We start from the raw sequence: 13838 nt of genomic DNA, 5'->3' as shown, positions 1-13838 counted from the left end.
TCAGACATGTCGGAGCGTCCGTTCAGGAAAGACGAAAGGATAACACGAAACGCGCAGGCGACCCGTTACAGCCCCATGGCGTGGCGCGCGAACGCCCGGCGCAGCGGCGTGATGCGGTTCACCCCCGCCAGCCCGATATCACGCGCCAGGCGCAGTACGGGATTGTCGTTGCCAAACAGCCGTTCGAGCGCATCCGTCGCCGCGAGCATCAGCATGTTGGCCGGGCGGCAGCGCGCCTGGTAATCGCGCAGGACATCGGGCGCGCCCACATCGCCACCACGCGCATGCACGCCCGCCAGGATGTCCGACAGCGCGATCACGTCGCGGAAGCCAAGGTTGAGCCCCTGTCCGGCAATGGGATGGATCCCGTGGGCCGAATCCCCCACCAGCACGAGGCGCGTGTCGATGTAGCGCTGCGCATACTGCGCCGACAGCGGATAGACCCAGCGCCGTCCCACCGGGGTTACGGCCCCCAGCCAGTCGCCCATGCGCCGGTGGATTTCGTGGGTAAAGGCCTCGTCCGGCAGTTCCGCAAGGCGGTGGGCCAGCTTTTCTTCGTCCGTCCAGACCAGCGCGGACAGGTTGGGATGTTCCGCCGTCCCCGCCATCGGCAGTTGCGCGAACGGGCCGGCGGGCAGGAAATGTTCCAGCGCGCGGCCTTCATGCGGGCGTTCATGGGCCACGGCGCACACGATCCCGCACTGGTGGTACGGCAGGCGCGTCACCACGATCCCGGCCTGCGTGCGCAGGGGGCTGCGCCGTCCCTCCGCCGCGACGACAAGGCGCGCGGAGATGGTGCGCCCGCTGCGTGTCGTCACCAGCGCGCCTTCGGCCCGGCGCACGACCGTGGCCTCGTCCGGGGCAAGGACGGTGACACCGGGCGTTGCGTGCAGCGTGGCGTTCAGCGCGACACGCAGGGCACGCGCCTCGATCATGGAACCGAATGGCTCGGTCGCATCCTCGCGCCCGAATTCGAGGAACAGCGGCGAAGGCGGCTGCCCCGGACGGCCATCGGTGACACGGATTTCGCGGATGTCGCATGACGGCATCGGCAGGTTCCGCCACACGCCCGCCGCCTCCAGCAGGCGGCGCGACCCGGCCGCGATGGCATAGGCGCGACCGTCAAAGGCAGGATGTTCCATCGGCGGCAGGGCGGCGCGGTCGATGATGACCACGCGCATCCCCTCCACCGCCAGGCGGCATGCAAGGGTCGCGCCCACCGGGCCTGCCCCCACGATGCAGACATCGACCTCCATCGCGTCCGCCTGGGTGGGCGGGGGGGGTGTCATGTGTTCGCTCATGGTCTTCGTCTCTGTCCTGATCAGTGGCCGCCGCGGGGGAACCGCAGGCCCCGCCGGGGTGTTCACGCGCAATGCAACGCAGATATGGCATGCAACGCATCCGCTGTCCAAACGCTGCGCACCGATGCCAACCGACGCACAGGCGATGCAAGACGGATGACATGTCTCTCACACTCGCGGTATAGGAGGAATGCGGATGCACAACGACACACTGGCCCCACCCGCAAAGACAGGAATGGAGACATGGTGAGATGAAGCTTGTCACAGCCATCATCAAGCCTTTCAAGCTCGACGACGTGCGCGAGGCGCTGACCCCGCTGGGAATCCAGGGCCTGACGGTGTCGGAGGTCAAGGGATTCGGCCGCCAGAAGGGACAGACCGAAATCTATCGCGGCGCGGAATACCATGTCAGCTTCCTGCCCAAGATCAAGATCGAGGTCGCCGTGCCCGACGACTTGGTCGAACAGACGGTCGAGACCATCGTGCAGGCCGCCAACACCGGCAAGATCGGTGATGGCAAGATTTTCATCACCCCCCTTGAAAGCGTGGTGCGCATCCGCACCCGTGAAACCGGCGACAGCGCGCTTTAGGCACATCCCGCCCCGCGCGGCGCCCAATCCTTTTCATCACAGCCTGCCCCATCATACCGGAGGACCATTTTTCATGATTTTTTCCCGCCGCGCCTGCCTGACCGCCGTCATGGCCCTTGTACTTCCGGCCGCACTGAGCCTGTCGCCCGTCACCGGACATGCCCGTGAAACGTCGAAATCCTGCCACCAGAAATTCGTGACCGCCCGCACCGCCGGCACCCTGAACGGACAGACCTACAAGGCGTTCAAGGCCGCGCAGTGCGATGACGCCGCCACCCCGGCCACGGCGGCGACACCGGCCACCGCCCCTGCGGCCGCACCCGCCGAAGCCCCCAAGCCCGCCGCCGCACCCGCCGCTGCGGCAAGCACCGCCGCACCGGCCGCGACGAACGCCACCCTGCCGAGCGCGGTTTCACCCAAATACGCCAAGGAAGCGACAGGCAAGGCCCGCCTGCACACCTGCCTTGACCAGTACAACGCGAACAAGGCGACCAACGCCAATGGCGGCCTGCGCTGGATCCAGCGTGGCGGCGGGTATTACAGCGTGTGCAACGCCCACCTGAAGGGCTGATTTCCCTTCATCCCGTCCTCCTCCCATGCGGGGACGGGATGAACTCCCGCAGCAAACCTGCGTGCAATCGTTCAAAAGTTTTTGGTGAAGCTTTTTTCAAAAAGCTTCAAAGAACGCTGCCCTTTTCAAAAAAAAGGCCGCACCCGAAAACTTTCATTCCGCCTTCACATACCCCTCATGGCTGCGGGTGGCTTACCACCGGCGCCGCCGCAGGATGCTTTACGGCAGGCGCTGCCGTGCTGGCCGCGGGCCTGACAAACGCCTGCCCGGTCGCATACGAAATCCAGACCCGGTGCGCCGCGAACCAGTCCGAACCCAGCAGCATCTCCAGCCCTTCACGCAGGGGGGCGACCGTCATGACGGGATTGCGTTCGAGTTCGTGTCCGATCTGCAGGCTGTCGAAACGGTGCCAGTGATAGACGTCCTCATGCCCGTCGATCCCGCTGGTGACGCCACCGGGATCGGTCTCGAGCTTCTGCGCGGGCACGCCAAGGCGCGCGGCCAGCCGGGGCGAGACAATGCGCGAGCGCGCGCCACTGTCGAGCAGCGCCATCACCTGCTGCCCGTTGATGCGCACGCTCAGCATGAAGCGGTTTTCCTGCCGTTGCAGCGGCAGCGTGTCATACCATCCCGTCCATGCCGGGGGCTGCGCGCAGGCGATGGAATCCGCATGCACCTCCCACAGGCCCAGTTGCCCGTTGGGCACATCCATGTCGAGGTCGAAGCGTGAGAGGATATCCCCGCCGATCAGCCCCCCGATCGGCGGCGTGATCATGGGCTGTCCCGGCAGCACGCCTACCGGCGCGGACATGACGCCGAAATCGATCCCGCCGATGCGCAGGTCGGGCACGATGGCGTTGGGCGTGGCATGCGCCGTGCCCCCCGTCCCATGGACCACCGTCTGCTGGTCCGGGTCGAGGCCAAGGCGCAGACGATGCACCATTTCGGGCGTCAGCAGGCCGCCATCCGATCCCGTATCCACCAGCAGGCTGAGGTCACGCCCGGCCACCTGCGCGACAATCGACAGGTATCCGCCATCATTGCGCAGCGGCACCTGCGCGACATGGCGGCGCGAACACAGCCGTGCCCCGTCGTCCTGCGCATGGGCAGGCCACGCCTGCAGGCAGCACGGCAGCACGAACATGCAGGCCACGACGCGCCATGAGGACAGGTGACGGCCGGGAGGAAGCACCGCCATTCCTACAGCCGGTCGGCAAACGAATCCGTTGCGTCCAGCAGGGCCGACATGATCCCCGGTTCCGACATGGCGTGCCCCGCCGCGTCGATCAGCTGGAACGTCGCCTCCGGCCAGGCACGGTGCAGGTCCCATGCCGTGCGCATGGGGGTGGCGGTGTCATAACGCCCCTGCACGATCACGGCCGGGATATCGCGGATCAGGCCGACATCGCGGATCAACTGCCCCTCCTCCAGCCAGCCGCCATGGACGAAATAATGGTTCTCGATCCGTGAAAATGCGGTGGCATAGCGGATGTCGGCATGCTGCGTCGCGATGTCGGGCATCGGCAGCAGCGTCAGCGTCTCCCCTTCCCACAGGCTCCACGCCAGTGCGGCGCGGTTGCGTTCCTCTTCATCCGGCCCCGTCAGGCGCCGGTGATAGTCCCCGATCAGGTCATTGCGCTCCTCCGGCGGGATCGGGGCGATGAAGCGTTCCCACTTGTCGGTGAACAGCCATGACGCGCCTTCCTGATAGTACCACAGCACCTCCGCCCGCCGCAGGGTGAAGATCCCGCGCAGCACCAGTGCCGTGACCCGGTCGGGGTGCGTCTGGGCATAGGCCAGCGCCAGCGTCGAACCCCATGACCCGCCGAACACCATCCATGCGCTCACGCCGGTCATCTCGCGCAGGCGCTCGATATCGCCGACAAGGTGCCATGTCGTGTTGTGCTCCAGCGAGGCATGCGGCTTGGAGCGCCCGCATCCGCGCTGGTCAAACAGCAGGATGCGGTAGCGTGTCGGGTCGAACATCCGCCGTTGCAGCGCGGAACACCCGCCCCCCGGCCCGCCATGAAGGAACACGACGGGAATCCCGTCGGGATTGCCACACAGTTCCCAATAGACCCGGTGCCCGTCCCCGGTATCGAGGTATCCGTGGTCATAGGGGTCGATGGGGGGATAGGGCTGGCGGGGGAACTGGTTCATGGCTGAGGGAAACTCCGGGTTCCTGCTGGGATACTTCTACACCTGCGCGCGGGGATGGGCACGGCTCCATACGTCAAGCAGCCGCGATTCGTCGGCAAGGGTATAACGCTGCGTCGTGGACAGGCTGGCATGGCCCAGCAGTTCCTGGATCACGCGCAGGTCCGCGCCGCCCTCCATCAGGTGCGTTGCAAATGAATGACGCAGCGCGTGCGGGGTTGCATGTTCCGGCAGGCCCGCCATGTGCCGCCATGCCCGCATCGCGCGCTGCGCCACGGCGGGTTGCAGGCGGCCACCGCGCACGCCGGGGAACAGCGGGGCCCCGGCAAGGGGAGCGGGATGGTGGCGTCGCCATTCGCGTAAGGTACGTCCCACCACCGGCAGGATGGGCACCATGCGTTCCTTGCCACCCTTGCCTTTGATGCGCAGCACGCCTTCATCCGCCCCACCGCCCAGCGCCATGGCACGGTCAAGGTCGGTAATGTCGAGCGACAGTGCCTCCGAAATGCGCAGGCCACAGCCATACAGCAGCAGGAACAGCGCCCCATCGCGCATGCGTGCCATGGGCGTATGCGCGATTTCCGCAACACCCTGCGGCACTTCGAGCGCGTCTTCATGGTTCAGCGGGCGCGGCAGGGTCTTCTTCACCCGTGGGGCCGCAAGCAGCGTCGGCGCGGGATTGTCCACCCCATGATGCCGCGCGAGGTAGCGGAAGAAGGAACGCAGCGCCGAAACCCGTCGTGCGCGCGTGCGCGCCGCGCGGTCGCGGGTGGTGACACGGTGGCCCGGACGCGGGCGCAGCGCCTGGTCATGTTCGAACGCAAGCCATGCCCGCAGGTCCGCAAGGCCGAGCGTATCGAGCGCCGCCACATCGACCTCGCCCCCGATATGGGTGCCAAGGAATTCGATGAAGCGGTGAAGGTCCCCGCGATAGGCCTCCACCGTGCGGGGAGAGGCACGGCGTTCATCCGCCATCCAGTCCAGAAAACATGCGCATGCCTGCATGGCCATCATGGCGTGTCGTCCCCCTTGCGCCGGATGCTGCAACATCCGTTCATGATCCCATGTGCCCCCCCATGCAACAGCAGGCAAGACATCCGCCCGCCACGACGCTAGAAAACCCGCATGCCGCGTCGCAACCACACGCCTGACCTGCTGGAGTCGCAACCGGGCGCGTCCCGTACTACGCCCCCCGATACACCACAACGGGTACGGGTCATGCTGCCCCTGCCCTTCGCGGGCGCGCTGGATTACCGCATGCCGCCCGCAGGTGACCTGCAACCCGGCGATATCGTCACCGTGCCACTGGGCCGGCGCACCGAAACCGGCGTGGTGTGGGACGCGCAACTGCGCCTGCCGCCCGAATTCATGACGCCCCCCATGCCCACTGTCGCGTCCGGCCGCCTGCGCGCGGTCAGCGCGCGTCTGGACCTGCCGCCCATCCCCGCTGCGCTGCGCCGGTTCATTGACTGGGTCGCGGCCTATACCCTGTCGCCACCGGGCATGGTGCTGGCCATGGCGCTGCGGGCCAATGCGATGGCCGCCGCCCCGCGTCCCGCCGCCGGGTGGCAGGTGACGGGCGATATCCCTGCCGACCTGCGCCTGACGCCCGCGCGGCAGAAGGTCCTGGATGTCGCGGGGACGGGCACGCCGCTTTCGACCACCGAACTGGCGAAGCAGGCGGGGGTCGGCGCCAGTGTCGTGCGCGGGCTGGCGCAGGCAGGCTGCCTGCGCGAGGTCGTGCTGCCGGCACCGCCCGCGTTTGGCACGCCCGACCCCACACACGCGCCCCACGTGCTGGAAGGCGAGCAGGCCGACGTGGCCCGCGCCCTGCGCGACACGGTGGCGGAGGACCAGTTCTCGATCACGCTGCTTGAGGGGGTGACGGGATCGGGCAAGACCGAAATCTATATGGAGGCCATCGCCGCGTGCCTTGAAAAGGGACAGCAGGTGCTGGTGCTGCTGCCCGAAATCGCGCTGTCCTCGCAATGGACCGGGCGTTTCGCGCGGCGTTTCGGCACGCAGCCCGCATTGTGGCATTCCGACCTTGGCGCGCGGTTGCGGCGCGTGACATGGCGGGCCGTGGCCGACGGCACGGCGCGCGTGGTGGTCGGTGCGCGCTCGGCGCTGTTCCTGCCGTTCGCGCGCCTTGGCCTCATCATCGTGGACGAGGAACACGAGACCTCCTTCAAGCAGGAGGAGGGCGTGACCTACAACGCGCGCGACATGGCCGTGGTGCGCGCACGCATGGATGCCGCCCCCATCATGCTGGTCTCCGCCACGCCAAGCCTGGAGACACTGGCCAATGTCGGCGCGGGGCGTTACCGCCACCTGCGGCTTGGCGCACGCCACGGCAATGCGTCCATGCCGCAGGTGCGGGCACTCGACATGCGCGCCGACCCGCCCGAACGCGGGCTGTTCCTCTCCCCCGTGCTGACTAGGGCGATCGAGGACGCGATCGGGCGGCAGGAACAGGCGATGCTGTTCCTCAACCGCCGGGGCTATGCGCCGCTGACGCTGTGCCGGACCTGCGGGCACCGGATGCAGTGCCCCAACTGCACCGCGTGGCTGGTGGAACACCGCGCGCGCCGCATCCTGACGTGCCACCATTGCGGGCATAACGAACCGATGCCCCCCGCCTGCCCCTCATGCAATGCCGAGGACAGCCTGACCCCCATAGGCCCCGGCGTCGAACGCATTACCGAGGAGGCACGCGCCACCTTCCCCGACGCGCGTATCCTTGTGATGGCGAGCGATACGCTCCACGGTCCCGCCGCCACGGCGGATGCGGTCGAACGCATCGCCCGGCGCGAGATCGACCTGGTGATCGGCACGCAGATCGTCGCCAAGGGATGGCATTTCCCGCACCTGACGGTGGTGGGCATCGTCGATGCGGACCTCGGCCTTGGCGGGGGGGACCTGCGGGCCGCCGAACGCACGGTGCAGCTTCTGCATCAGGTAGCGGGCCGCGCGGGCCGGGCGGAGGCCCAGGGCCATGTCCTGCTGCAGAGCTACGTCCCCGAACATCCGGTGATGGAGGCGCTCGTCTCCGGCGATTTCGCAAGCTTCATGGAGCAGGAGGCCGAACAGCGCCGTCCCGGCTTCTGGCCGCCCTTCGGCCGCCTCGTCGCCCTGATCGTCAGCGCGGACACACCCGAAGCCGCCGACGCGACCGCCCGCGCGCTGGGGCAGGAGGCACCGCGTCTGGAGGGCGTGCAGGTGCTGGGGCCGGCGCCAGCACCGCTTGCCATCCTGCGCGGCCGCCACCGGCAGCGCCTGCTGCTGCGCGCGCGGCGCAACATCCCGGTCCAGCCGATCATGCGCGAATGGCTGTCGCGCGTGAAACCCGAACGCGGGGCGCGGGTGGATGTGGATATTGATCCGATTTCGTTTCTGTAGAGTGGGGCAAAGGTCTTCTTTTTCTGAAGAAAAAGAAGCAAAAAGACTTTAATTCCTCAAAGGGCTTACGGGCTGGCAGGGACATTGTTCCCGGAACACCTGCCCGCACGATGCCGCGCGAAGCACTGATAAAAGTTTTTTGGTGAAGCTTTTTTCCAAAAAGCTTCGAAAACCCCTACCGCGCCTCCGACGCCTGCATCATCCCCTTGCGCACCAGTCCGTCCACCGGACGCCCCGCCAGCGACAGGGCCACGGCCTCCGCCACGCGGATGCCATCGATCCCCGCCGACAGGATGCCACCGGCGTAACCCGCCCCCTCGCCCGCGGGATAGAGACCGCGTGTATTGACGCTCTGCCAGTCCGCACCGCGCGGGATGCGCAGGGGGGAGGAGGTGCGCGTTTCCACCCCCGTCATGACCGCGTCATTCATGGAAAACCCGTCAAGCTTCCGGTCGAAGGACGGCAGCGCCTCACGCAATGCCGTGACCACGAAATCCGGCAGGCAGGTGGCGAGGTCGGTCGGCGTCACGCCGGGACGGTAGGAGGGCGTGACCGCCCCCAGCGAGGTCGAAGGACGACCGGCCAGAAAATCGCCCACCGTCTGCGCCGGGGCGAAATAGCGCCCGCCACCGGCAAGGAACGCCTGGCGTTCCCAGTGGCGCTGGAACGCGATTCCCGCCAGCGGCCCGCCGGGGTAGTCCACCTCCGGCGACACGCCCACCACGATGCCGGCATTGGCGTTGCGTTCGGCGCGGGAATACTGGCTCATGCCATTGGTGACGACCTGTCCCTCCTCCGACGTGGCGGCGACGACCGTGCCGCCGGGACACATGCAGAAGGAATAGACCGAACGGCCATTGGAAGCCTGATAGGACAGGGAATAATCCGCCGCCCCCAGCGCGGGGTCCGGCGTACGGGTGCCATAGCGCGCGACGTCGATGACCGATTGCGGATGTTCGATGCGCACGCCGATGGAAAAGGGCTTGGCCTGCATCTCCACCCCGCTGGCATGCAGGCTGGCGAAGGTGTCACGCGCGCTATGCCCGATGGCGAGGATGACATGCCTGGCCGCGATGACCTCCCCATCGCCCAGACGCACGCCCACGACCTGCCGCGCGCCGTCCGCCCCCTGCTCCACCAGCAGTTCGTCCACATGCGCGCCAAAACGGTATTCCCCGCCCAGCGCCTCGATCTCCGCACGGATATGCTCCACCATGGAGACAAGGCGGAACGTGCCGACATGCGGGTGGGAGAGGTAGAGGATTTCCTCCGGCGCGCCGGCACGCACGAACTCTTCCAGCACCTTGCGCCCGTAATGGCGCGGGTCGCTGACACGGCTATAGAGCTTCCCGTCGGAAAACGTGCCCGCGCCGCCTTCGCCGAACTGCACGTTGCTTTCGGGATCGAGGATGGACTTGCGCCACAGTGCGAACGTATCGACGGTGCGTTCGCGCACCACCTTGCCCCGTTCGAGGATGATCGGACGCAGGCCCATCTGCGCCAGCACCAGCGCCGCCATGAAGCCGCACGGCCCGGCCCCGATCACGACGGGACGGCTGTAGTCCGGCCGGGAGGCAATCTGCGGCCCGTCCTCGATACAGAAGCGATAGCGCGTATCGGGCGTGGGGGCGACATTGCGGTCACCCGCATGCGCCGCCAGCACCGCATCCGCGTCACGCACCCGGCAGTCAAGGGTATAGACCAGCATGATCCGCCCGCGCCGGCGCGCGTCATGGCCACGGCGGAAGACCCCGAACCCCTCCAGTGCGTCCGGGGCGATGCCAAGGCGTTCGACGATGGCCTTCTCCAGCGTCTCGCGGTCATGGCCAAGGGGCAGGCGCAGTTCGGTAAGTCTGATCATCGGGAAAGGGTCCATCGACACGATGACGCTCCGGCAGGGGACATGACATGAATGGGCAGGTGACGTGCAATCACCCATTGCCCGTGTGCGGCGCGCCTGCCATATCATGCCGACCCGGATGGGGCGAGGGCACCGTGGCGCATTCCGTGGCATGGCATGCGCGACCCACGCGTGCCACACGTCCCCCTGTTGCGAGTTCCCGTTCCGTGGCGTACCGCCACCGGGGCAGAAACTGAGGAAAGAGCGCGCCAATGGGCGACGAGCATCACGACGATTCCTGCCACGGGCACGACCATGACCACGCCGGGCATGACGGGCATGGGGACCATGGACATGATGGCCATGACCATGACGACCATGGCCATGACGGGCACGACCACGCCCATCACGGCGGGTTCGGCCATCACCACGTCCATGCCCCGGCGTCCTATGGCCGGGCCTTTGCCTTCGGGATCGCGCTGAACCTGTTTTATGTCATCGCCGAAGCCATATGGGGCGTCGCCTCGCACGCGCTCGCGCTGCTGGCGGATGCGGGGCACAACCTGTCGGACGTGCTCGCCCTTGGGGCGGCGTGGCTTGCGGAAATCCTGTCGCGGCGTTCGCCCACCGCCAATTTCACCTACGGCCTGCGCCGTTCCTCCATCCTCGCGGCACTTGGCAACGCGGTGGCGCTGCTGCTGGTCACGGGGGGGATCATCTGGGAATCGGTGCTGCGCCTTGCCCATCCACATCCGGTCGCGGGCATGACGGTCATGGTCGTCGCCGCCATCGGCATTGTCGTCAACGGGGTGACGGCCATGCTGTTCGCAAGCGGCGGCAAGGGGGACCTGAACCTGCGCGGCGCATTCGTGCACATGGCGTCGGATGCGCTGATGGCGCTGGCGGTGGTGATATCGGGCGGCATCATCCTGATGACGGGATGGCTGTGGGTGGACCCGGTGGTCAGCCTGCTGGTCTCCGTCTCCATCGTGATCGGCACATGGTCGCTGCTGCGCGATTCGCTGGACATGGCGCTGGACCGGGTGCCGCGTTCGGTCGATCGCATGAAGGTGGAGGACTACCTGCGTGCCCTGCCCGATATCGTGGACCTGCATGACCTGCATATCTGGCCCATCAGCACGACGGAAACCGCGCTGACGGTCCACCTTGTCCGCGACGAGCATGCCCCCGCAATGGACAGCAGGACGCTGCATGACATCGCGCGCGAACTGAAGGCGCGTTTCCAGATCGTCCACCCCACCCTGCAGATGGAAACGCGCCACGACGCCACCCTGTGCGTCCTTGCCGCGGCACACAGCGTATGAACAGCGTCTCCCCCGACATGGGCACATCGGCCGCCGCCCCGGCTTCGGGCGCGTCGCGCAACCTGATCGCCTGGGTGACGCTTGGCGTCAGCATCCTCGCACTGGCGATGAAATACGCGGCGTGGCGCGCAACCGGCAGTGTCGCGCTGTATTCCGACACGCTGGAGACGATCATCAACGTCGTCGCCGCCATCGCCGGCCTGTGGGCGCTGCATGTCGCAAGCCTGCCACCGGACGAGAACCATACCTATGGCCATTACAAGGCCGAATACCTGTCCGCCGTGGCCGAAGGGGTGCTGGTGGTCATGACCGCCATCACCATCGGGCATGAAGCGTGGAAGGGATGGTTTTCGCCGCACCTGCCGACCAATTCGATGATGGGCGTGATCCTCAATGGCGGGGCGGGTGTCCTCAACCTTGTCTGGGGATCGGTCATGATGGCGGCGGGGCGGCGTCACCAGTCGCCCACCCTGATCGCGGGGGGGCAGCATGTGCTGTCGGACGTGTGGGCGTCGGCGGCACTGGTGGCGGGATTCGTGCTGATCCCACTGACGGGGTGGGAACAGCTTGACAGCATCCTTGCCGGCCTGATCGCGCTCAATGTCCTGCGCACCGGGTGGGACATGATGCGCACGTCGATTTCCGGCCTGATGGATGCCGCCCCCGACCCGGCCACGCTGGCGCAGATCCGCAGGATCATTTCCGCCAACGCCACGGGCGCGATCGAGGCGCATGACATCCGCGCGCGCATTGTCGGTGCGATGACCTTCATCGAATTCCACCTTGTCGTCGCGGGCGACATGAGCGTGGAGACCGCGCACCAGATCTGCGACCATATCGAAGAAGCACTGCGCCAGGACCTGGGCAGCGCGCTGATCAACATTCATGTTGAACCCGAACGCAAGGCCAAGCATAACGGCGTCATCGTCCTGCCCTGATGCTTCGTCCCCGTGGGGATGGCAGCCATGCGGCGGCATGACGGCATGAGACCGCAACCCTGCGCCTACGCGTGGGTTTGGGGTCATGGTGGGGGTCCGCACATGTGGCCGCCCCACCGGATCGATCCATTGGACCCGCAGGGGACGCCCCCGGCCGGAACCTGCATGCCGGGACGGGATGTTGACGGCCCGTCGTGCATGGCACAGGCCGGTCCCGGTTCCACGCATTACTGAAAGCCACGTCCGGCGATGAAACCTGACCTTACCCCGGCCCGCAGGCGTCACCTGCGGCGTTCCGCCCGGATCACCACGGAACAGTGGCGGCGCAAGCTTGCCTGCTGGACGGCGGCCGTCGCCGTGGGAATCGTGGCTGTCGGCTTCGCCCTTGCCGCAGACAGGGCGGCGGCCATCCGCACGCACCTGATTACATGGAACCCGTGGATCATGCTGGTGGTGACGCCCGGTGGCCTCGCCCTGTCGTCATGGCTGACGCGGACATGGTTCCGTGGCGCGCAGGGCAGCGGCATCCCGCAGACCATCGCCACGCTGAACCTGACCAATTTCGCGGTGGTGGACCGCCTGCTGACGCTGCGGGTGGCGTTTGGCAAGATCGCGCTGACGACGCTGGGCCTGCTGGCGGGGGCGTCGATCGGGCGCGAGGGACCGACGGTGCAGGTGGGCGCCGCCATCATGCATACCTGCGGGCGGTGGCTGAACCTGTCCACCGTCAGCATGCGTCGCGGCCTGATCTTGGCGGGCGGTGCCTCCGGGGTGGCGGCGGCCTTCAACACGCCACTGGCCGGGATCGTCTTCGCCATCGAGGAACTCAGCCATTCGTTCGAGCAGCGCACCAGTGGCACCATGCTGACGGGGGTGATCCTGTCGGGTGTGACCGCCATCGCGCTGGTGGGTAACTACACCTATTTCGGCCACACCGATGTCAGCGTGCCCATCGGCATAAGCTGGATCGCGGTGCTGACGTGCGGCATCCTTGGCGGTGTGGGCGGCGGCGTGTTTTCCGCCATCCTGATCCGTGCGACGGCGGGCCTGCCCGGTGCGCTCGGCCGTTTTGCCAAGGGACACCCCGTCGCCTTCGCCGCCGCGTGCGGGCTGGTGCTGGCGCTGCTTGGCATTGCGTCGGACGGCATCACCTATGGCACGGGGTATTACCAGGCGCGCTCCGTCATTGACGGGCAGGCGCATTATCCCGCGTCGTTCTTCATCCTGAAATTCATCGCCACCATCATCTCTTACTGCTCCGGCATTCCCGGCGGGCTGTTTGCGCCGTCGCTTGCGATCGTGGCGGGGTTTGGCGGATGGGTGGCGCAGTTCCTGCCCCACACCACGCCGGGGGCGGTCGTCCTGCTGGGGATGGTGGGATATTTTTCCGCCGTGGTGCAGTCGCCGCTGACGGCATCGGTGATCGTCATGGAAATGTGCGACAATCAGGAGGTCACGCTGGCGCTGCTTGCCACCGCGTTCCTTGCCTATGGCGTCTCACGCATGATCTGCCACCATTCGCTATACAGCGCGCTGGCGGAATCGTTCCTCGGCGGGGTGGCGAAACAGCAGCCTCCCCCCCCCATGGCACCGATCGCGCCAAAGCAGGCCGCCCCCACACGGTAAAGGATTATTCTTAAACGTTTTTGGTGAAGCTTTTTTCAAAAAGCTTCGAAAGACACCGCCTTTTTGAAAAAAGGCGGCACCCAAAAACTTT

11 protein-coding genes are annotated in these 13838 nt (G+C 66.8%); 6 read left to right on the top strand and 5 right to left on the bottom strand.

The genetic code is table 11. The features are described 5' to 3' along the window. Window positions 1-65: 65 nt before the first annotated feature. Window positions 66-1289: a UbiH/UbiF/VisC/COQ6 family ubiquinone biosynthesis hydroxylase gene (locus CFR72_RS01370; RefSeq protein ID WP_110912382.1), complete on the bottom strand. Its 1224-nt coding sequence runs from the start codon at window positions 1287-1289 to the stop codon at window positions 66-68. Window positions 1290-1552: 263 nt separating this feature from the next. Here CFR72_RS01370 and CFR72_RS01365 point away from each other — a divergent pair, with 263 nt between their 5' ends. Next, window positions 1553-1891 (top strand): P-II family nitrogen regulator, encoded by a 339-nt coding sequence (locus tag CFR72_RS01365; RefSeq protein WP_110912284.1) that lies wholly within the window; start codon window positions 1553-1555, stop codon window positions 1889-1891. A 73-nt stretch (window positions 1892-1964) separates the two neighbouring features. After that, the gene (locus tag CFR72_RS01360) at window positions 1965-2462 is read left to right on the top strand and encodes a hypothetical protein (protein ID WP_110912283.1); all 498 of its coding nucleotides are present in this window, start codon (window positions 1965-1967) and stop codon (window positions 2460-2462) included. A 175-nt stretch (window positions 2463-2637) separates the two neighbouring features. Here CFR72_RS01360 and CFR72_RS01355 read toward each other — a convergent pair whose 3' ends face one another. The 3 genes from CFR72_RS01355 to CFR72_RS01345 are packed head-to-tail and all read right to left on the bottom strand — an operon-like array spanning window position 2638 to window position 5633. Beyond that, window positions 2638-3606, bottom strand: coding sequence for a retroviral-like aspartic protease family protein (locus CFR72_RS01355; protein ID WP_233045319.1), 969 nt, complete (start codon window positions 3604-3606; stop codon window positions 2638-2640). Window positions 3607-3662: 56 nt separating this feature from the next. After that, window positions 3663-4622: a prolyl aminopeptidase gene (gene pip / locus CFR72_RS01350; protein ID WP_110912282.1), complete on the bottom strand. Its 960-nt coding sequence runs from the start codon at window positions 4620-4622 to the stop codon at window positions 3663-3665. A gap of 36 nt (window positions 4623-4658) precedes the next feature. Continuing rightward, entirely contained in the window at window positions 4659-5633 is a 975-nt protein-coding gene (locus CFR72_RS01345) for a tyrosine recombinase XerC (RefSeq protein WP_110912381.1), read from the bottom strand. A 111-nt stretch (window positions 5634-5744) separates the two neighbouring features. On the opposite strand from CFR72_RS01345, the gene CFR72_RS01340 reads away from it, so the two are divergent. Further along, the gene (locus tag CFR72_RS01340) at window positions 5745-8018 is read left to right on the top strand and encodes a primosomal protein N' (protein ID WP_110912281.1); all 2274 of its coding nucleotides are present in this window, start codon (window positions 5745-5747) and stop codon (window positions 8016-8018) included. 175 nt (window positions 8019-8193) lie between these two features. Here the strand turns inward: CFR72_RS01340 and CFR72_RS01335 are convergent, their stop codons facing one another. Further along, window positions 8194-9879 (bottom strand): NAD(P)/FAD-dependent oxidoreductase, encoded by a 1686-nt coding sequence (locus CFR72_RS01335; RefSeq protein WP_110912380.1) that lies wholly within the window; start codon window positions 9877-9879, stop codon window positions 8194-8196. Between the two features lie 251 nt (window positions 9880-10130). Between CFR72_RS01335 and CFR72_RS01330 the strand changes: the two genes are divergently transcribed. From CFR72_RS01330 to CFR72_RS01320, 3 genes are all read left to right on the top strand, one after another. Further along, complete coding sequence (locus tag CFR72_RS01330; protein ID WP_110912280.1) at window positions 10131-11183, top strand: cation diffusion facilitator family transporter; 1053 nt, start codon at window positions 10131-10133, stop codon at window positions 11181-11183. Between the two features lie 17 nt (window positions 11184-11200). Beyond that, window positions 11201-12121: a cation diffusion facilitator family transporter gene (locus tag CFR72_RS01325; protein ID WP_110912379.1), complete on the top strand. Its 921-nt coding sequence runs from the start codon at window positions 11201-11203 to the stop codon at window positions 12119-12121. 249 nt (window positions 12122-12370) lie between these two features. Beyond that, window positions 12371-13747, top strand: a complete 1377-nt coding sequence (locus tag CFR72_RS01320) for a chloride channel protein (protein WP_110912279.1) — start codon at window positions 12371-12373, stop codon at window positions 13745-13747. Window positions 13748-13838: the final 91 nt, after the last annotated feature.

The sequence above is a fragment of the Gluconacetobacter entanii genome, from assembly GCF_003206495.1.
Lineage (GTDB): Bacteria > Pseudomonadota > Alphaproteobacteria > Acetobacterales > Acetobacteraceae > Novacetimonas > Novacetimonas entanii.
This window is presented reverse-complemented; position numbering and strand designations above follow the sequence as displayed.